Annotated in this window: 17 protein-coding genes; 9 read left to right on the top strand and 8 right to left on the bottom strand. The window is 44.4% G+C overall.

From position 1 onward, the window contains the following. Positions 1-2: 2 nt before the first annotated feature. The 6 genes from H8S65_RS11535 to H8S65_RS11510 all read right to left on the bottom strand — a co-directional run bounded on the left by H8S65_RS11535 (position 3) and on the right by H8S65_RS11510 (position 7,386). Positions 3-1,622, bottom strand: coding sequence for a sialidase family protein (locus H8S65_RS11535; protein ID WP_186930125.1), 1,620 nt, complete (start codon positions 1,620-1,622; stop codon positions 3-5). A 36-nt stretch (positions 1,623-1,658) separates the two neighbouring features. Continuing rightward, a complete protein-coding gene (locus H8S65_RS11530; RefSeq protein ID WP_186930162.1) occupies positions 1,659-2,906 on the bottom strand; it encodes an MFS transporter in 1,248 nt (415 codons plus the stop codon). Further along, positions 2,906-4,102 (bottom strand): AGE family epimerase/isomerase, encoded by a 1,197-nt coding sequence (locus H8S65_RS11525; protein WP_186930124.1) that lies wholly within the window; start codon positions 4,100-4,102, stop codon positions 2,906-2,908. Before H8S65_RS11525 ends, H8S65_RS11530 begins: the two co-directional genes overlap by 1 nt. 13 nt (positions 4,103-4,115) lie before the next feature. Further along, the gene (locus H8S65_RS11520; RefSeq protein WP_186930123.1) at positions 4,116-5,033 is read right to left on the bottom strand and encodes a dihydrodipicolinate synthase family protein; all 918 of its coding nucleotides are present in this window, start codon (positions 5,031-5,033) and stop codon (positions 4,116-4,118) included. A 25-nt stretch (positions 5,034-5,058) separates the two neighbouring features. Further along, positions 5,059-6,105 carry a PDDEXK nuclease domain-containing protein gene (locus H8S65_RS11515; RefSeq protein ID WP_186930122.1) on the bottom strand — a complete coding sequence of 349 codons (1,047 nt, stop codon included), beginning with the start codon at positions 6,103-6,105 and terminating at the stop codon, positions 5,059-5,061. A gap of 66 nt (positions 6,106-6,171) precedes the next feature. Beyond that, positions 6,172-7,386: an ROK family transcriptional regulator gene (locus H8S65_RS11510; RefSeq protein WP_186930121.1), complete on the bottom strand. Its 1,215-nt coding sequence runs from the start codon at positions 7,384-7,386 to the stop codon at positions 6,172-6,174. Positions 7,387-7,855: 469 nt separating this feature from the next. Between H8S65_RS11510 and H8S65_RS11505 the strand changes: the two genes are divergently transcribed. From H8S65_RS11505 to H8S65_RS11480, 6 genes are all read left to right on the top strand, one after another. After that, complete coding sequence (locus H8S65_RS11505) at positions 7,856-8,008, top strand: hypothetical protein (RefSeq protein ID WP_186930165.1); 153 nt, start codon at positions 7,856-7,858, stop codon at positions 8,006-8,008. 795 nt (positions 8,009-8,803) lie between these two features. Further along, positions 8,804-10,480, top strand: coding sequence for a tetratricopeptide repeat protein (locus H8S65_RS11500; RefSeq protein ID WP_186930120.1), 1,677 nt, complete (start codon positions 8,804-8,806; stop codon positions 10,478-10,480). Positions 10,481-10,740: 260 nt separating this feature from the next. Further along, positions 10,741-11,094: a DUF3244 domain-containing protein gene (locus H8S65_RS11495; protein ID WP_186930119.1), complete on the top strand. Its 354-nt coding sequence runs from the start codon at positions 10,741-10,743 to the stop codon at positions 11,092-11,094. A gap of 41 nt (positions 11,095-11,135) precedes the next feature. Then, on the top strand, positions 11,136-11,903 hold the full coding sequence (locus H8S65_RS11490; protein ID WP_186930118.1) for a hypothetical protein: 768 nt from the start codon (positions 11,136-11,138) through the stop codon (positions 11,901-11,903). 17 nt (positions 11,904-11,920) lie between these two features. After that, positions 11,921-13,108: a glycosyltransferase family 87 protein gene (locus H8S65_RS11485; protein ID WP_186930117.1), complete on the top strand. Its 1,188-nt coding sequence runs from the start codon at positions 11,921-11,923 to the stop codon at positions 13,106-13,108. A gap of 89 nt (positions 13,109-13,197) precedes the next feature. Then, a complete protein-coding gene (locus tag H8S65_RS11480) occupies positions 13,198-13,812 on the top strand; it encodes an outer membrane beta-barrel protein (protein WP_186930116.1) in 615 nt (204 codons plus the stop codon). Here H8S65_RS11480 and H8S65_RS11475 read toward each other — a convergent pair. Continuing rightward, entirely contained in the window at positions 13,802-14,569 is a 768-nt protein-coding gene (locus H8S65_RS11475) for an AAA family ATPase (protein WP_186930161.1), read from the bottom strand. The two genes, H8S65_RS11480 and H8S65_RS11475, sit on opposite strands and share 11 nt — an antisense overlap. Positions 14,570-14,764: 195 nt before the next feature. On the opposite strand from H8S65_RS11475, the gene ruvB reads away from it, so the two are divergent. Both ruvB and H8S65_RS11465 read left to right on the top strand, forming a co-directional pair. Further along, positions 14,765-15,790 (top strand): Holliday junction branch migration DNA helicase RuvB, encoded by a 1,026-nt coding sequence (gene ruvB / locus H8S65_RS11470; protein WP_186930115.1) that lies wholly within the window; start codon positions 14,765-14,767, stop codon positions 15,788-15,790. Positions 15,791-15,796: 6 nt separating this feature from the next. Next, entirely contained in the window at positions 15,797-17,305 is a 1,509-nt protein-coding gene (locus H8S65_RS11465) for a lipopolysaccharide biosynthesis protein (protein ID WP_186930114.1), read from the top strand. 52 nt (positions 17,306-17,357) lie between these two features. Here the strand turns inward: H8S65_RS11465 and H8S65_RS11460 are convergent, their stop codons facing one another. Further along, complete coding sequence (locus H8S65_RS11460) at positions 17,358-19,427, bottom strand: sensor histidine kinase (protein WP_186930113.1); 2,070 nt, start codon at positions 19,425-19,427, stop codon at positions 17,358-17,360. A 255-nt stretch (positions 19,428-19,682) separates the two neighbouring features. Here H8S65_RS11460 and H8S65_RS11455 point away from each other — a divergent pair, with 255 nt between their 5' ends. Next, a complete protein-coding gene (locus H8S65_RS11455) occupies positions 19,683-21,041 on the top strand; it encodes a TIGR00341 family protein (protein WP_186930112.1) in 1,359 nt (452 codons plus the stop codon). Positions 21,042-21,057: the final 16 nt, after the last annotated feature.

Raw genomic sequence — 21,057 nt, 5'->3', positions numbered from 1 at the left:
GGCTATTTGACCAGATCTGTTAATTTGACAGCCTGGAAAGTCATATGAGCGACGCTCGATTCATAGAAGATGCCGACCGTCTCCTTGTCGATCATGGACAGGCAGGAATAGCCCCAACCTTCGTCTTCGTCCAGTGTCACCTGGTTGGAGAGCGGCCAGGTCATGCCTCCGTCCGTACTTACCTTTATGGTGATATGGTTGCGTCCTTTCGTCGTGTTCGGATTGGAGAAGATCAGCAGGTCTTTTCCCGTGATGTTGTCTTTGGCATCCACGTGGATGAGGCTTGCCATACAAACCGGTTCCTGCAGGGCGCTGCGGCTGGACGGATGTTCGTACCAGGTCTTGCCTAAGTCGCGGGTGGTGGCCACGGCACGGCTGCCTCCCCGGTTGTCACGCATGTTCAGCATCAGGACACCCGGTTCGACTTCGGCTACCTGCGCCTCGGTCGTGTTCGTACGTGCCAGGTTATGCAGATGCCAGGTGGTTCCCCGGTCTTTGCTGTACATGATGCCGGCATTCGGTATGCGGGTGGAATCGATGAACTGGATCGGGAAAACCAGTGTCCCGTCTTTCATCGTGATACCCCGGCCCGGTCCCTGCAACAGGAAGTACCAGGAAGGATCTTTCACCTGCGGAGTGATATTGATCGGCCGGCTCCAGGTCTTGCCGTCGTCTTCGCTTTTGACAAGCATCAGCTGGGCGGTGCTGTCGGCCGACATGCCCGGCATGGAATTCCACCAGGCACGTCCGTTCCCCATCCCGTGCGTCCAGGCGGCCACGATCCAGATCGTATTTGTCTTTTCATCCACCAGGATAGACGGGTCGCCCACGCCATTCTGTGCGTGAGGCAGGCCACCCGTTTCGCCGAACGTCATCGCTACGCGCATCGGCTCCCAGGTCTGTCCCTTGTCGGTGCTGCGGCTTACTCCTATATCGACCATTTCCTGTAGGTCCACGCTGCTGTTGTAGCGGATATCGTACACGCCCAAGAGTGTCCCGTTATTGGTCGTCACCAGCCCCGGAATACGGAAAGCCGAAGCCCCGTCGTCACCGGCATGGCGGACACCGATTCCCATGCGGCGGACATCCGATTTGCCGTCCCACACGATTGTTGCCGGCATGTTGTTTACCTCCGCCATCGGCATCTGAACGGTAAAGGTGGTCAACAGGGAAGCCTCCGGTTTCATCTCGATGCTGATCCAGTAATAGTTGACTCCTTCCACCATCGGCTGGCTGCTGGTGAAGATCACGACATTGGTGATATCCGTCACCTCGCTCTGTTTAACGGAGTAGGAGGGATTGGCAGCCTTAGTCTTGCCTTCCGCATGGCTGGATATATAGGAAACCGGGCGGTAATGCTTTCCCTGCCGGGAAGTCGCTTCCGTTCCGCTATAGAAAAAGCGTAAAGCCTTTATGCCGTTTAAGTCGATCCCCTCTTTGAATTGCAGGGAAAGCTTGTTGAGTACATCTCCTTTGTGTGCCTGTATACGCATTTCCACTAAGATATTGTCTGTCCGGTCGATCAGTATCGGGATCTGCGGCTTTCTGACGAACAAGCTGTCGGCGGCAAAGACAGTTTGCATGAAGAGAAGGAGGCTGAAGTAAAGAAAGATTTTTCTCATGATGTTTTTTGTTGATTAGGTTATTTATAATAAGTTTTACTTGTCGGTCATGTTGACCGTTTTCGGGCGTAAGAAAATGACTTCCACCACTAAGGCGACGAATACCAAGCCGGCCATCATTGCGAAATCATGTCCTAAGTTACCGGCATCCGTCGATTCGCCCAACAGTTTTGTGATGATCGCCCCGGCAAAGACCCCGGTCATGTTCATGATGCCGTAGGCGGTCGCCCGGTAGCGCGGCGATACGAATTGGCAGAGGATCGGCATGTTGTTGGCATCGAAAATACCGAAGCCGATACCGAAACAGAGTCCGCCGCCGACAATCATGGCGAAACTGTCGCCGAACCCCAACAGCAGGAGTGCCGGAATAGTCAGGGCAAGCCCGATGGAACCGGTATAAATGCGTCCCCGTACATTCCGCTGAATCCATTTGTCGGATAAGATACCGCCCGCAATCACCCCGATGAAGGAAGAGATCGCGATCGTGAAGGTGGACAACGGCCCGGCCTCCGACATATCGATGGACAAATTCTCCGAGAACAAAGTCGGCAGCCAGTTTTTAGTCGCCCAACCCGGCAAGCTCGAAGTGGCGAAGTAGAGCAGGATGATCCAGAATGAAATGTTGACGAACAACATTCCCATTCCCTTTATCGCCGCTTTCACCGGACTTTCTTTCGGTCCGGGTTCCGAATCCAGTCTGGCGACCGTATGGTCTTTTTTCTCTTTCAGAAAAAGAATCAGGACGAGACTGTACGCGATCCCGATGATTCCGAACCAGTGGAACGTCGTTTCCCAGCTGTATGCCCCCGCAATGGTGGCTCCGAAACCACCCAATGCCTGACCGGTGTAAAGCCCGGTCATATGGATTCCGACGGCTAATGACCGCGTTTTTTCCTGGTGGTAATCCGTGATCAGCGAAAGTCCGGCAGGAATATATAAGGCTTCGCTGACTCCCATAATGGCGCGGAGAATATAAATCTGGTTGAAATCGGTCGAATATCCCATCATCAGCGTAACGAACGACCAGACGAAGAGACTGCCCACAATCAGCCATTTCCGGTTGATCCGGTCGGCTATCATGCCGGCGACCGGGCTCATCAGGCCGTATATCCACAAGAATACCGCCATCAGGCGCCCGAAGTTCGTGGCAGATTCCAGTTCGGTAATATCGATCATCATGGCAGACTTCATGGTCGAGAGCATCTGTCTGTCCATGTAGTTTAACAAAGCCACACCCCAAAGCAGGGCGACAACGATCCAGGGATAGTATTTCTTATTGTTTATCATAACCCGGATAGTATTTCCTTACATAAAAGATTACATTTCAGAAGCATCCGGGGAATGTGGAACGGGCCTTTATACATATTCCCTTTTGCCGGTTGCGAGAGTGTTCCGTCGTAATGGAAGTAACCGTACCATTCGCCATATTCCTTATCCGGGAAGCGGGCGTAGGTATATTCGTTGATCTGTTTGTGCATTTCCAGGTATTTGGGATCGCCTGTCGCTTCATAGGCATACAGTGTGGCGATGATGGCCTCGCACTGCGGCCACCAGAACTTCATGTCGTGCCAGTATTCCTGCTGCGGACGGTTCTTGCAATCCCTGAAATAGGTGATTCCACCGTGTGTTTTGTCCCAGCCCCATTCCCAGGACCAGTCCAGGATCGTGAGCCCCATCTGCTTCAGCTGCGGGTCCCAGTTCCGGTGTTTGGCCTCTTCGAGGATGAACCAGGCAGTCTCGATGGAATGGCCCGGATTGATGGTCCGGCCCGGAATCGAATCGATGAATTCGCCGTCCGGCCCGACCGTTTCCAGAATGGCTTTAAACTCCGGCTTCATGAAATCACGGCGCAGTTCGGCTATCGACTCGTCGATCTGGCGTGTCAGTACAGGATCGTTTATTGCCTCCCGGATGCGGGCGGCGGTGTCGATCAGGATCATGCAAAAGGAATGCCCTTTTGCTACGAATCCTTCTCTGAATTTGGGCTCTAATGCGCCCGGCGTGTTTTTGTAATAGAGAATTTGGTTGAACAGCTTGACCGCCTTTTCTGCGTAGCTCTTGTCGCCCGAAGCGATCGAATATTGAGCCATGGCAATTGCGGCAAACGTTTCGGAAAATACATATCGGCGTTTTCGTACGGGAGTTCCTGTTTTCGTCACCTCGTAAAACATGCGGCCATCGGTATCGAAACAATATTTCTCGATAAAGTCGATCCCGTTTTTGCAGGCTTCCAGCCATTCGGCCCGTTTTTCAAGGTTGTTATAAGCATAAGCGAGTATAAAGGCGAACCGTCCCTGGAACCAGACCGATTTGTTCGTGTCCAGCAGCGAACCGTCCCGGTCCAGGCAGGTGAAATAGCCTCCATTTTCTTTGTCGATGCCGTATTCCAGCCAGAAAGGCAGAATGTCGGTCAGTAAATCGTTTTTGTATTTTTCGCCCCAATATCCGAGGTATTCGGATGGTTTTGTAATGTCGTTCATGGCGTTTATGGATTTAGAATTTATTGCACCTGTCGAAAAAATGAATTGCTTCAAGCTCCGCTTTCATGGCGGCCTCTTCCGCATCCGTCATATTCTGGAACGGCGTCCGGTTCTTGCCCAGGTCGAGCCCGATCAGCTTCATGATCCGCTTGCCGCCCACGATATTGCCGCGATAATGGCAGATCACGTTGATTACTTCCTGTGAGAAGTTCTGGCGTTCGCGTGCCGTTTCGAGGTCTCCGGCGGCCCAGGCTTCGAGTATTCCGGTCAGTTCTTTGCCGTTGTAGTTGGTTGTCCCGCCGATGCCGCCTTGTGCGCCGCCCATTGCCAGGCATGGAAGGATCGTTTCGTCCTGTCCGTGAAGCATATCGAATTTGCCGTCTTTATACAAACGGCACTGGTTGTATTCGTAAAGGCTTTCGTAAGTATATTTGATGCCGGCGAAGTTCGGGATGCGCCCGTCCACCGCTTTCAGCAGTTCGACCATCGGCAGGAAAGCGCCGTTGAAAGCCGGGATATGATAGTAATAGAAAGGAAGTTCAGGTGCGCCGGAAGCAATTTCTTCGCAGTATTTCACCAATTCTTCTATCCGGTTCACTTTCGGAAAAGGAGAGGCCATGGCTCCGATTCCCCAAGCTCCGATCTTTTGGGCATGCGCAGCCAGTTTGTGGCTCGATTTTACGCAAGTGCTGCCTACGTGTACGATGACCTTGAATCCGGCAGGCGCCGCTTCCACCCATCTTTCGGCCAGTTTCATGCGCTCTTCGTCGGTCAGCATATAGCCTTCTCCCGAAGATCCGTTGATAAACACTCCCTTTAAACCGTTTTTAACCAGAAGCTTGGCATATGCTTCTATCGGTTCGTAATTTACTTCCCCGTTTTCGTAGAACGGTGTGAAAGGTGCATCAATTAAGCCTTTAATCTTTTCCATTGTGTTTCTTATTAGTTTAATCTTATTATATTTTTTTTAATTCGTTTTCGATTTCTTCTATCGAAGGTAAGGAACTTTCAAAATCTTTTGGAAAAAGGTTGACACCTTTAAATTCTGATATGCCAAGAGGTTGATTGTATCCTTCAAGAGAATATTGAGCAAATACATTATCCTTATTTTTACATATTAACAGACCAATTGTAGGATTATCGGTGTCACTTTTGAGAATGTGGTTGGTAAAAGAGACATAAGCACTGAGCTGTCCCAGATAGGATGGCTCAAATTCGGTTATCTTTACTTCTATTACCACGTAACAATGCAAACGGGTATTATAAAAAAGCAAATCCATAAATTGCTCTTTTGTGCTAACCTGTAAACGATATTCACGTCCCATATATGCAAATCCCGAACCTAATTCGATCAAAAATTTTGTAATATTACTTATAAGGGCATCTTTCAATTCTTTTTCCTTGAAATTTGTCGTTAGTTGTAAAAAGTCGAAATTATATGGATCTTTAAGCAATTCTTTAGCTAATTCGCTTGTTTGCTGTGGTAGTGTACAACTGAAATTTGTTACAGCTTTCCCTTGGCTTTCATATAAATCTGAATCAATGAAGTTAAGTAGCATAGATCTACTCCAACCCTGTTCGATTGTTTTATATACGAAAAATAAAGCTTTTTGCGGGATTTCTCTAAACTTATCAATCAATAGTTTTTGATGTCCCCAAGGAATTTCAAATATACACGATAATTGCGCCTCAGTTTGGGGCGTAATTCCAGTCAAAGGTTTGTAAAGGAGATAAAAATTCTTCATGTATAGAAGATTTCTTGGAGACAAACCTTTGATTCCCGGTAATGCGTTTTGTAAATCTGTACTAAGATTTTGTAGAAGTTTGTTACCCCATTTACTTTCAGCGTGCATTTCTACAATGTCACGACCGAGTGACCAATAGAACTGTAATAGTTCATTGTTCACTTTAACAGCAGCTTTTATCTGACTTTGCCTATATCGTTTGCTGAGTGTTTGTATCCATTCTGCGTAATTATCGTTTTGTCTTATGAGTTTATCCATTGTTGCTCTGATCGTTTAATTTTTTGTAATGTACAACTTTAGATGTAAAGATGTGCGGAACTTAATTTAATAATGTATCATACCAAGCAGTTTGCTTCTCGATAAGAGGCATGCTCCGAATGCGCCTGCTCTTTCTCCTAATTTGGATATTTTGATTTCCGTGTCCTGGTTGACCAGGTTGAGCGAATATTTACGGATGGCGCTCTTGATCGGCAGACTGATATACTCGCCTGCCAGTGAAAGCGTTCCGCCCAGTATGACCAGTTCAGGATTGAAGATGTTCATCAGCCCGGCAATGCCTTTCCCTAAATTTAACCCCATTGTTTCCAGAATCTCGATACAGAGCACGTCTTCTTTCCGTACCGCTTCGAGCAGGTCGCCGAGCGAGATTTCTTCTCCACTGTCTAACTTCTGGGCGAGTATGGTGTTGCTCCCTTCCCGGTGGCGTTCCATCAGGATGCGGTGGAAAGCCGATCCGGAAGCCTCTGTTTCGAGACAGCCTTTCTTGCCGCAATGGCACAGCACTTCGTTTTCGAACATGCAGAAGTGTCCGAACTCCCCGGAAAAGCCGGATTTTCCGTAGTATAAATTGCCGTCGATGATGATGCCCAGTCCCAGTCCCCACGCCATATTGACGAACAGGATGTTCTTTTCTCCCTGCACGGCTCCTTTCATATATTCGCCGTAGGTCATGGCCCGGCTGTCGTTTTCGATAAAAACCTTTGCCTGCAACCGTTCTTCGAGAATCTGTGCAAGAGGTTTTTCTTCGAAATAGAAAATGCTGTAGCTATAGCCCGATGCCGGATTTACGCGACCGGTGATATTGACTCCGACCGCTAAAATCTTATTCCGTTCAACAGGCAGTGAAACGATGAAATCGTCAATAATCTTGCAGAACTGCTCCAGCGAGGCAGGCGTATTTTCAAATTGGTACGGGATGTTCTCTTCGAGCTGCACCTTGTCGCCCTTGAAATCGATCGCTGCGATATTCAACTTGTCTTTCAGCATATCGACTCCCACGAAGTAGCCGGATGCGGGATTGAGGCCATAAATGTTAGGTTTGCGTCCCCCGTTGGTTTCCTGTTTTCCGAAGTCCAGGATATAACCGTCGTCCTGAAGTTCTGTAACCAGTTTTGTAACGGTCGGGATGCTCAGGTCCATTTCACGGCCCAGGTCGGCAATGGTCGCATCGCCATTGGCAATATAATAGTGGATGATCTTCTTTTTTAGAAGTTCGCTGCGGTTGTTGTTATCGGAAGACAGTAAAAAATTTGTGTTCATGGCTATAGAATGTTATAATATTGATATGGCTCTACAAAAGTATATAAAATTTTTTCAAATATGGGGTTGTGAAAATAAAAATTTCAGGGTAATCGTGCCGAAATATTCCATTTTGTTCCCTACGCTCGCTGTCGTGTAGAAAAAGGAGCTTGCAACAGCCGAAAAGTGGCATATTCTACGCAAGTTCATGTATGATGAAACTACAATAACCCCTCCTAAAAGACGGATATTTGTATTTTGCTAATATTCAGAACTTTGTCAAATATCTTGTTTCTTAAAAAATATTATCCTTGCGGATAATTTGAAATATATGGGGTATAAAATCAAATTTCATGCGCTACTGTTTCGATTTGGACCAACGGATATTTGGGAAAACGATACAATAAGCTAAGTATGACAAAAAGTTTAGTTTTAAGAATATTTCCTCTTCGAGTTAAAAAGACTCTTGCAGGTATATAAAACGATAAAAATGGAAACAAATCAAGGAGGACTTGACTCGGTCATGCTCCCATTCGTAATGCGTGAACTGGTTGAATTGGTTATGAAGAAAAAGGTGCTGTCTTTGGAAGATGCGCTGTATTATATCTATTCCAAGACACAGAATATATATTGGATACTATAACGACCTATATTCATAAAAAGAAATGAGACTATATCATGGATCAACAGTAACCGTGAAATGGCCAAGCATACGAAAAGGACGGAAAACTCGCATTACTGCTGAAGTTTGTTGAATCAGTTGAAGTGAGAGGCTGAGCAAGTCCGGCATATATCCGGATAAACAATTTGTCACAATGTCAGATTAACCATCTTCTGATTCGTCTGTATGGGGCATTTGCCGGAATGGTTACAAATAGAGCAGGGAAACAGGGTTTGCTATTGTCATTTTGTTTGTAAAATGGCCTATGGATTCATCTTTTGTTTCCGAAAAAACAGAATGATGCATGAAAAATGAATTGAAGTGTCAGTTGAAAGGTTGAAATTTAGTCAAAACGTCAATTATAAAAGCTCTTCTCCATCGGGTTAATGAGATGTTAAAATGGCTTTTAAAGGTCTTTCGGTAATCTTATACGCCCTCCTTTGTCTTTTGTTTCACATTATCCGGGAAAATCATTCAGATGATTTTCCGGATTCATCCGAATAGTTTGTTCGGAATATCCAAATGATTTTCCAAAAGCATTCAGACCATTTGAAAAATCATTTAGATGATTTGGGAAAAGAGCTTCAAAAACGGTTGCTCTTTAAGCTAAGAAGCCTGAAAACAGGAATGTTAATATCGTCAGAAATCTTAAAAACAAATCAAATTGACAGCAAAGAGCCTGTTTTTATGATAAATCGAGTAGTTAAAAGTATTGTCCCGATTATAAAAATGCGTACCTTTCCCTCCTGAAAACAACCGATCTAACAATATATCCGTATGAAAAAAATATTCTTGCTTATCTTGTTGCCCGTCAGTCTCTTCTTTTCGTGTGTAGGAGACCGGATCGCATCGGAAACGATGGACCGGGCAGAAATACTTTTAGAAGCAAATCCGGATAGCGCTTATATCTTATTGAATGAGGTAAAAACTCCCGATAGGTTGAACGAACGGCAGTTTGCACGTTGGTGCATGCTGTATTGCCGGGCGGCGGATAAACTATTCAAAGATATGCTATATACCGAACAACTCGACCGGGCGTTGGCTTGGTATAAAAATCAAGGGACCGCGGAACAGCGGGCTTGGATGGGACTTTATTTAGGACGTTCGTATGTGAAAGATAAGCTTTTTATCCCGGCAACGATGGCTTATTCTGATGCGTTGTCGTTGGCAAAAGAGAAGCATTTATATGATGTGGCTGGGTATATCTGTAGCTATATGGCAGACTTGTACACTTATACGGGCCAAAGAAGCGAAGAGCGGAGGAAGTTTGAAGAAGCGGCCGGTTTTTTCAAACAGACTGGCAACGAACGAAGTTATGCCTTTGCCCTCCGAGATGTGGCTAAAACATGGGCATTTGACGATTCTTTGTCATTGGCGCTTTGCTATATGTTGAGGGCGGATTCTGTTATTACAAGGCTTCAAGATTTAAGGGGGATTAGTTCGATTTCTAATGGTTTGGGAAATATTTATGACTTAATGGGCGATGTGGAAAAAGCGAGAGCCTATTATAGTAGAAGTTTAAGTTCTGATACGATGGATCAAGTTCCCTCTTATCTGGCTTTGAGTGATCTCTATTATAATGAGAGTCTCCTTGATTCAGCCCGTTATTATTTAGCATTAGCCACAGGTCCGTCATTGAACCCTTATACATCGATCGATTGCTTCTATTTAGGTTACCTTATCGAAAAAGAAGCTGGTGATACAGAAAAAGCGCTTTCTCTTTTGGAACAATATCAGGCAAAGAAAGATTCTTTATATGATCAACAAAAACAGGTAGATATCATTGATGCAGAGAAACGGCATGATGTGGTCACTGTCGTTCAAGACAATAAAAAACTTGTTGCAGAGAAACAGTTTTTGTTTGCTTTGGCTGTTATCATTTGCCTTTTGTTGATTGTGGGTTATCAGTTGAGGGATAGGAAAAGACGGCTTGAAATAAATCGGCAGCAACAGTTTTTAGAAGAGGAAAAAAATCGGCATGAGAAGCAAGAAACGGAACAGGAAGGTCGCCTTCGGGAGTTAACGGCAGAGATGGAAAGGAAAGCTGCTGCGCATGAGGATACAAGTGAATATAAGAAAGAAATCACCGTATTAAGAGTGGAAAAATTGAAGCAATCCTCTTTATTTGAAACAATGAAAGAGCGCTGTCGGAAAGTAAAACCTGATATCGAACAAAAACTAAACGAAGAGGAATGGAGAAGCCTGATTCGTCTGATTGATTCCCTTTTTCCGAATGTCAGCGTTTTTATGAAAGAAAATACGTTGGGTCTGACAAAAACAGAAACCAAGATCTGTTATCTCAGTTTCTTGGATTTGCACTTAAACGAGGAGGCTGTTCTTTTGGGAGTCAGTTCCGATTCGGCCAATAAGTTCCGAAGTCGTACTCGGCAGAAGCTGTGTCCGAATCAAAAAGGAAGCGATATAAATGGGTGCATCCTACAAAAAGGATGGTAATAGAGTAAATATGGGTATAAAAATAGGGACAGTTTTGTCTTCGGAAGTGTGGAATATGCAGGTAAAGGGCATTAAAAAAGGATTTTGGAAGGATTTAGATCGTTTGCGTAAGCTATATGAAGTAAATTTATGTATTTTATTATCAGTTTTATAGCAGCTGAGAAATAATTTTGTCCATATAAAAAGAGGGTTGTCCATATACCGATTTGTTGCATCCAATAATTCCCTCTATATTTACATCTAAAAATATTAAACATAATATGAAGATATTTAGAAAAATTGGATGTTTGCTGTTAATAGCGACATTTTCGTTTCCTTGCTTTGCCAAGAAACGAATATATCTGAAAGGGAAGTGGGATACTGCTCCTAAGTCTATTATCCCTAAACGGCCTATTCAAGCATGGATTGAAGACAACAACAAAGACTTGCTGTTGGAGTTTTCCGCTAATTTGGGAACGGTTGAAGTGATTGTGACAAATTTGGCGGGAGAAGTAGTATATAAACAATCTGTAGAGGCGCAACCTTCGGTGGTCATTTCTTTGGACGAAGAAGTGAAAGAAGGAAGCACTGTTATAATAAAAGAAGGTGAAAATTTGATTTATGGTCAAATTTGATTAAAAAAAATTTGTATGAACCATATTAAAGATGAATTATTATGAAATGTAACTTGGTTAATCTGTTTTTTATATTCTTATTAGGAATATTATTCTCTTGTGAAGAAAATATTATTAGTGATACGAAGCCGCGAATTGATGTGGTAACTAAATCTGTAGATACTGTTAATAGTTTTTCCTTTATTTATAATGGAGAAATATATGAATCTGAATATGTGTACAATAATGATAGTACTATTGTTTTCTTAAGTGATGTTGTAGAGTTTATTTCTAAACAATTAGAAAATAATGCTAATTTAGCTTCTTTTGTACATGAAGATGGAATGATAGAATATTTTGATAATGTAGATGAGTTACAAAAGGGTATTAATCCTTTATTACCTGAAGTATATGACTTAAATTTTACATCTAAGATAACTACTTCTGCAACATTAGTTGTTTTTCAAAAAGATAAATGTAAAGGACGTACTATTTCGTCACAATTAAATAGTAGTATAAAAAATGTAAAGATATCAACCGAGATATTGAATGAAAATAATATGCAGGATGAAATATCCTCTATTGATTTGGTATGTACATATATGATAAATGAATCTTCATACCCTGTTTATGTAGGACATGGAAACAAATGTATAGCAACATTTTATGAACATGAAAATTATTCAGGACATTCTATTTGGTTTGCTGTAGATCCAAACTCTCCACATTGCTATATACATTATTTTAAAAGTTATCCTTTATATCCAGGTTCGAGTAAAAATTGGAATGACAAGGTGAGTTCTTATACTTTTAGCTATGATTCCTATTAAGCGATATTGGTTTTGACATGAAAGCTGTAAAAGAGATCAACTATTTATCACATATATTTCAAAAGACTGTTTTTCATAAAGAAAGAACAGTCTTTTGGATATGGATGTCTTCTGGACTAATTTATGCAATAGTCAAATTGCTGATAGGTAAATATAATAACTATAAAATATTTGAAAATGTTTTTCCTCACGTAATTAACGGATTGCCTTTATATGTGGAGTATCCTACCGAATATTATGATGTAAACCATTATGGTCCGATCTTTGCGCTTGTGATTGCTCCATTTTCTATCTTGCCTGAATGGTTGGGGATGATTTTTTGGATTTTAATGAATACATATTTTCTTTTTTATGCTATTCGTCAGTTACCTTTCAATGAGAGTCAGAGGATTATAGTTTATTGGTATTCTTTGTGTGAGTTAATGACGGCGCAGGGGGTACAACAATTTAATATCTCTGTGGCAGCATTTATTATTCTCTCTTTTGTTTTAATTGAGAAAGAAAAAGAATTTTGGGCTTCTTGCTTGATTTTATTGGGAACATTAATAAAAATATATCCGATTGTAGGATTAGCTTTTTTCTTTTTTTCAAAACACAAATTGCGTCTTGTATTTTCCTGCGTTTTTTGGGGATGTTTGTTTTTGGTTTTGCCGATATTCTTCTCTCCGGGGACAGATTATATTTCTTCGCAATATATTGCGTGGTTGGAACGATTGGAAATCAAAAATGGCCTCAATATGTTCGCCATATCTCAAAATATTTCTTTATTAGGAATCGTACGTAAGCTCACAGGCTGTTCTTTTTATAGTGATTTGTGGCTGATTATACCGGGACTGATCCTATTCTTTATCCCTTATTTCAGAATTCAGCAATATAAATATCTCCGTTTTCGGCTCATGCTATTGGCTAATGTATTATTGTATGTCGTGTTGTTTAGTACAGGAAGTGAAGCAAGTGGTTATATCACGTTGATGATTGGTGTCGCTATTTGGTATATTTGCAGCCCTTCTGTCCATAAAAGATATAATCGTTATCTCTTTTTTACGACCTTGATTTTTGTTGCTTTATGTTCTACCGAATTAGTTCCTCCCGGCATTCGGCATCATATTATCGGACCATACGCCCTAAAAGCTTGGCCTTGCACAATCGTTTGCTTTACGATATGCTATGAAATGATTTTTTTAGATTTCAAAGACAAGGTTTGAAAGGGAATATTTTTAGTAATATTTGATAGGGGTTTTTCCCATTTTCCCTGTCATATCAACAAAGTCAAACCAATAAAAAGAGAGTTGATATGAAAAAGAGTGTGATGTTTTTATTGTTGAGTTTAGTGTGTTTATCTGTTTCCGCACAAAATGGGAAAGTGAGAAGTGGGATAATAGGTGGTGTTTCAATGGATTGGTATAAGGATGAGGCGATGTCTAAAGGCAAAGTTGGGTTTAATATACCGGATATGAAACCTTCTTTCCATGTGGGATATCAGTTGCAAATCGAATTGAAGCATCGTTTATCGGTGGACGCAGCCTTATTATATGGGCAGAAGCGGGGAGAAATTGCCTCGGTTGGCTATAAAGTAACCCCCGTTAAAGGCTACAAAAGTAAGTTTGCAAGAAATTACATGGCTTTGAACGGAGTTCTGAATTATAATCTGATCGGGGGGCTGAAGGTAGGAGCGGGAGTTGAGCCTACTCTCCATTTTAAGGATAATATTATGATTGGGAAGACAATCAAATCTGCCTTTGACGTGCCGGTCGTCGTCAAAGCCGCCTATGCTTTCAAATATTTCGATCTGGCCCTGACATACAAACAGGGTACTTGCAATGTAATGAAAGGAGTCCCTTATATGAAATCGGGGCGGACACGTGATCTGCAAGTTTCTATCTTTGTCCCGATTTCCATTAGTAAATGAAGCCGAACATCCATAAAGGAATTTCGTTTTGGTAGGCATATTCCATGTCGTCTTTTACTATATATCCTTCAACTGCATTTTTTATTTGTGCCTTTTTTTTATTTCGTCCGCCGACTTCGAAAGTGAGTCCGTCAATTTCAAAGTCGCTTATAGGGGATGAGGTGATGAAATGCCCTACACGCATCCAAGTAAAGAAGACGGTTTCACGAATATTGCCTATATCCGGGGGCGTGTCGGACAACATGTAGGCGATGTCTGTATTGCTGAGATAGATTTTGCCTATCTTTTCCAATACTTTTATGCCATTCGCTTTTTCGCGAAGCAGGTTGATGAGTCCGGCCTTTTCCAAGTAGAGCAGATAGTCGGGCAATGTGTTCCGGCTGATTTCCAGGTCGCGTTCCAATTTGGTATAATTAGGCTTGAATGGTACGCTTTGGGCAAGGGCATAAAGCAATTCTTTGTATTTATGTATTTCATCAATAAAAAGTTTTTTCCCGCCTTGTGTGTAAAACTGGTAGGCTAAATCGAAAAGACGATGATTGGTGAAATAGAAGTCATCGGCAGTGATATAGAGTACATCTTCAGGCTTTTCGTACTTTTTGATGTGTTGGAGCAATAACGTCGTTTTGCCTACTCCTCTGGAGCCGACAATAGCTATTAGTCTGCTGTCCCAGGCGATTTTATCGTGCAGGAAGCGGATGAAATCAGTAGATGCCAATTCCAATTGAAGACGAAAGTTTCTGTATAAGTTCTGCATCATTGTTATCTTTTAAGCTTTTCTTTGCTACAAAGATGATAAATTGCACGTTTCATTGTGCAGTTTTTGCCAATAATTGCATGATGCAACGTGCGATTTTTGAAAAACGGCCGGGTTTATTTCTTGTAACAAGTATCGCCACAAGTTCAGAACCCGGTAATTCTTATTATCTTTGCCTGTCAAAGTAATAAGAGTATGGAAGATGAATTTGATATAAGGGATGCACGGGTTCCGGAGAGCGAACGGGAGTATGAGAATGCGCTTCGTCCGCTTTCGTTTCATGACTTCAGCGGACAGGCCAAAGTGGTCGAGAACCTGAAGATTTTCGTGATGGCTGCCCGGATGCGTAAGGAGGCGCTCGACCATGTGCTGCTGCACGGGCCTCCCGGATTGGGAAAGACTACATTATCCAATATTATAGCGAATGAACTGGGAGTCGGTTTCAAGGTGACTTCCGGACCGGTGCTGGATAAACCGGGCGATCTGGCGGGGGTGTTGACTTCGCTGGAGAAAGACGATGTCCTTTTTATCGATGAAATTCACCGGTTAAGTCCGATTGTGGAGGAATATTTGTACTCGGCGATGGAGGATTACCGGATCGATATCATGATCGATAAAGGGCCGAGTGCCCGTTCCATCCAGATCGACCTGGCTCCGTTTACGCTGGTGGGGGCAACGACTCGTAGCGGTTTGCTGACAAGTCCGCTCAGGGCGCGTTTCGGGATCAATATGCACCTCGAATATTACGAGATGGAGACGCTGACGAAGATCGTGTTGCGCAGTGCCGATATCCTGAATGTGAAATGCGAGCTGAATGCGGCGCGCGAGATCGCTTCCCGTAGCCGTGGTACACCCCGTATAGCGAACGCGTTGCTGCGTCGTGTGCGTGATTTTGCACAGGTGAAAGGGTCCGGAGAGATCGATAAGGCGATTTCCTGCTATGCGCTGGAGGCACTGAACATCGACCGCTACGGTCTGGATCAGATCGACAATAAGTTGCTGACGACTATCATCGACAAGTTTAACGGCGGACCGGTAGGATTGACGACTATCGCGACTGCCCTGGGAGAAGATCCCGGAACGCTGGAAGAGGTTTACGAGCCTTTCCTTATCAAAGAAGGCTTTATCAAACGTACGCCCCGCGGCCGCGAGGTGACGGAGTTGGCTTATACCCATCTGGGACGTAACAAGGGGAGCGAACAAGGTTTTTTATTTGACTAAAAAGTTATGGCAGGAGGAATGAAGCGGCTCGCAGGGGAGACCGCAATTTATGGTGTCAGCAGTATTGTCGGGAAATTCCTGAACTGGATGCTGGTTCCGATGTACACGCGTGTATTGGCTACCGAGAGCGATTTCGGGATTGTGACGAATCTGTATGCCTGGACAGCCTTATTGATGGTGATATTGACGTATGGGATGGAGACCGGCTTTTTCCGGTTTATGAACAAGAAGGAGATCAAGCTCCCGATGCGGGTATATGCGACGACGTTGTTCAGCCTGGCGTTCACTTCCGTCCTGTTTATGGTGTTTGTGTTCAGTGCGCTGACGCCGGTCAGTAACTTCTTAGGATATGGTGCGCATCCTGAATATATCGGGATGATGGCGGGGATCGTGGCGGTGGATGCGTTCTGTTGCATTCCGTTTGCTTTCCTCCGGTATCAGGGGAAGGCGGTTCGCTTTGCGGCGATCAAGCTGCTGAATATATTCCTGAATATCGTATTGGTGATATTCTTCCTGATCGCTTGCCCGTGGCTGTATGAGCATGCGCCGGGATTGATCGGCTGGTTTTATGTGCCCGGCTATCAGGTGGAGTATATCTTTGTCGCCAATGTGGTTACTTCGGTGGTGACGTTCTTGCTTTTAGTGCCGGATATGATACCCGGATTGCGCGAGAAAGCCAGTTTCGTACTGTTGAAACAGATGTTGAAATACTCGTTCCCGATCCTGATTTTGGGGATTGCCGGTATCTTCAACCAGACGGCGGATAAGATTCTGTTTCCTTTCCTGTTTGCAGACAAGGACTATGCGAATACCCAGTTAGGGATTTATGGTGCCTGTTTCAAGGTGGCTGTCGTGATGGTGATGTTTATCCAGGCGTTCCGGTATGCCTACGAGCCGTTTATCTTTGCCAAGAATAAGAGCGACGATAATACGCGGGCTTATTCGGAGGCGATGAAGTATTTTATCATCTTTTCCCTGATGATCTTTTTAGGGGTGATGTTTTACCTGGATATATTGAAGTATATCGTGCCGGTGGAATATTATCCCGGACTTCGGGTGGTCCCGATCGTGATGTTAGGCGAGTTCTTCTTCGGGATCTATTTCAACCTGTCGTTTTGGTATAAGCTGATTGACCAGACGCAGTGGGGAGCTTATTTTTCGACGATCGGCTGCGTGGTGACGGTGCTGATGATCGTGTTGCTGGCTCCGGTTTACGGATATATGGCTTGTGCGTGGGCCTCTTTCGCCAGTAACCTGCTGATGATGATCCTCTCTTATGTGATCGGGCAGAAGAAGTTCCCGATCCGATATGATATAAAGTCGGCGGTGCTTTACGGCATACTGGCGGCCGCTTTCTATTTGGCGGGGATGTTGCCCCGGATCGATTCGGAAATCCTCCGCTTGGGTTACCGTACGGTTCTGCTCCTGGTGTTCCTGGCAATCGTCATAAAGCGGGATCTTCCGTTAAGCGAACTGCCTTATATCGGGAAGCGGTTTGCATCGAAGAAGATTTGAACCTGTAAATGATGATTTATGTTTCATATTTGCCAAAATAAGAACCTTTTTGTTATTTATAGGGATTTACCGGTAACCGCAGTACGAACCGGGCTCCTCCGGTATAGCTGGTATCCAGTTTGAGGGTTCCGTTGAGGCGTTGGGCGATCAGGCGGCAAAGGTAGAGGCCGAGGCCGGAGCCGGGGATGAAATCGTCGTTCTTGGTGAAACGTTCGAATATCCATTCACTTTTATCGACAGGGATTCCGCAACCTGTGTCCGTCACACTGATACACATTGTTTTTCCGGCATCATCGGTCTGGTAGGACAAGGTGATGCTGCCCTTTTCCGTGAACTTATAGGCATTATTCAATAAGTGAGAAATGATAATACTGAAATGATTCGAGTCCGAATAAATGAGATCGTTGTTCTTGTCACCTTCAACCTGGTAATTGATATCCGGTTTCTGTTGTAACTTTTTCAATTGGCTCATTTCGTGCCGGCAAAGCAAGTCGATATGAGTAGGTTCCAGCGGAAGAACATCATTGTTGCTATCCAGTTGGGCGATCACCAGCACGTCGTTCATCATGGAGGTGATATTGTTGCAGTTCGTATAGATGATCTTGCTGAATTCCTCTTTCTCTTCAGGGGTGACACCCTCGCCGGTGATCAGTTCGGCAAAGCCATTGATCGCGTTCAGCGGTGTGCGCACCTCGTGGCACATGTTTTTGATGAAAGCGTTCTTCATCCGCTCGCTTTCCTGTGCTTTTTCGCTGGCGATGATTACCAGCCGGTTCGACTCCTGCAACTCTTTATAGAGCGATTTGATTTTTCCTAAGCGGAAGAAAATATAAATTCCTACGCAGATTGCCAGGATAAACAGGGCAAAGAACATGTAAAGCTGGCTTTGGCTCTTGCGCAGTTCCACCTCCAGCGCTTTTTTCTCGATCGCCAATTCGTCTACATTTTTCTTGATTTCGAGGTCTTCTACTTTGTTTTCCATGCTCCTTGTACGGGCGGAATCCAACAGGGCGGTATATTCTTTGTAAGCTTCATAAGCTTCCTTATACCGGTGGAGGCTGTCGAGACAATCGATTTTGTCTTTTAATGTCAAGACAATGTTCTCCGTCAGGTCGAACTGGAAATCGCCGTGACGGAAATAGTGGATAACCGAATCGTTGTAATCTACCGCTTTCTGGAAATCCCTTATCGATTTATAGTAGTTGAGCGAAGTAAAATAGCGGTCATATTCGGCAGAGAATCCGGCATCTTCCGGATATTTCCTGTTCAGGTCGATGAAGTAATTGAAATAGTAGGTCGCCATGTCTTTCCCGACCGTTTCGGCAGAAGTCGCCAAGGTCGAGTAAGCGTTCAGCAAGTGCCGTTTGCTCGTGTACGGGCGTTTTTTCATTTCTTTCGTTTCCGCATAATCCTTTTGCATGTTCAGATAGCGGAGAGAAGCTTTTGCCCGGTCTTCGGGAGTAGCCTCCATAAGGCTCAATATATTGAATGGGTTCAGGCGGAACAGGTATGAGTAGCGAAGCGGGATGTTATCTGATAGCTTGATCAGGTTGTTCATGTACAGACAAACCTCTTTATAGATAGCGTCCTGGTTTTTCGGGTCGACCCGGTTGCTGTTTGCCATGCCGAGGAGATAATTGATCGACATTTTTTCGAGTACCGGCATGTTCTTCTCCGTTTCGAGTCGGAGCCGGTATTTTTCGATCAGTTTCATCCGGTCTTCCCCTTTGGTGTAATATACCACACGGACATCCAGGATGGTTTTCATGTAAGTAACCAGGAAATCGCGTGCTTTCCCCTTCAGCTCCCGTTCGGCTTCGGCAAGGTAGACGTTCGCACTGTCTTTTGCATCGGTGTTCACGTAGAAGCGCAGGATTTCGGTCAACGCCGCTTCTTTGTAGTAATCATTGTCTTTTTCGAGGGCGAGCTTATAGAGTTGTTTGGCATATTCAACCTGTTCTTCCTGGCGGGAAATATCCATCAGATTAGTCAGTGTTTCCAGCTTTTGCAAGGAAGATGAGGTAGATGACAAGGCTTCTTCCAATGAATCTTTCACTGCCGTATTCGCCGCCATCGTGAGAGGAAAGGCGATGATATATATCAGGAAAATGTAGTGTTTCATCTCTTTATATCGGAATTAATCAGATACATCTGTTGTTGTTTGTGTACTTATTGCGTACAAAGTTAATTGAAAATCAATAATTATTGAGAGATTTAACACGCTTATTTTATGTTCACAGCTCTTATTTTTTATTTCGAGATACTATTTCTATCTTTGTGCGGTTTAGGCGATATGATTAAACGGTTGTCAGGGAGTATTAGCCTTTGTTGAGGCCGTTTAGCGGGATGTTCTGATATAAACATTGATTTTAATAGGATGGAAAAAGGATTGTTGCACAAGCAGATTAGGGACTTCTTTGTCCGTAATTTCGATGTCCGCCAGGAAAAAGAAGATGAGCTCGAAACGATCGAGTCTATCAAGAAAGGCATAGAGTTTAAGGGGACGAACCTCTGGGTTCTGATCTTTGCGACCTTTGTTGCTTCGCTGGGTTTGAATACGAACTCGACGGCGGTGATTATCGGTGCGATGTTGATCTCTCCGCTGATGGGGCCTATCATGGGATTCGGCCTGGGGTTAGGGATTTCCGATTTCGATCTGATCAAGCGCTCTTTCCGCAATTTTGCCACGGCGACGGTATTCAGTGTCATCACTTCGACGCTCTTTTTCCTGATCTCTCCGATCAGCGAGGCGCAGAGCGAGTTGCTGGCCCGTACGCAGCCTACCGTCTACGACGTGCTGATCGCTTTCTTCGGCGGCCTGGCAGGGATCGTGGCCAGTTCGACCAAGAGCAAGGGGAATGTGATTCCCGGCGTGGCGATCGCTACGGCTTTGATGCCGCCGCTTTGTACGGCCGGGTTCGGGCTGGCGAGCGGCAACCTGTATTATTTCTTCGGGGCTTTCTACCTTTATTTTATCAATACGGTGTTTATCAGCCTGGCTACCTATGTGGTGGTCCGCCTGCTGAAATATCCGAAGAAGGTCTTTTTAGACAAGCAGCGCGAGAAGATCGTGACGCGATATGTCGGGGTGATCGTCTTCTTTACCATCGTGCCGAGCCTTTTCCTGAGCTATAACCTGATTCGTGCCAGCTACTTTAATGACCGGGTGCGGACGTTCGTCACCGAGGAGTTGAGTTTCCCCAACACGCAGATATTGAGCAAGACGGTGACCGACACCAGTGACAAGAAAGAGGTGAAAGTAGTCCTGATCGGCGAGACCGTGCCGGAAACGATGATTACGAATGCCCGTGCCAAGATGCCGAAATACGGCCTGAAAAACGTGGGCCTCGTCGTGCAGCAAGGTTTCGGGCAGGAAGCCACCGACATCAACGAGTTGAAAAGCCTGCTGATGCAGGACTTGTATAAGAATAGCGAAGAAGTCCTCCGGGCACAGTCCGTGCAGATCGATTCGCTGAAACGCGACCTTAACAAATATCACAGTTACAACCATCTTACGTCCGAGCTGATGCCGGAAATGAAAGTTCTTTTCCCTTATATCAAAGAAGTCTCTTGTGCGCATACCTATCTGATGGATATGGATAGCATTAAACCTGATACCGTCTTGTTAGTCTACCTGAAGTGTAAAGAAAAAGTGCGCGAGGCAGAACAGCAAAAGATTAAAGAATGGCTTGCCGCGCGTGTCGAACAAAAGAAGATCAAATTAATTATTGAATAACGAACAAAGAATGAAT

Origin of the sequence: Parabacteroides hominis, from assembly GCF_014287585.1 — a bacterium.
GTDB lineage: Bacteria > Bacteroidota > Bacteroidia > Bacteroidales > Tannerellaceae > Parabacteroides > Parabacteroides hominis.
This window is presented reverse-complemented; position numbering and strand designations above follow the sequence as displayed.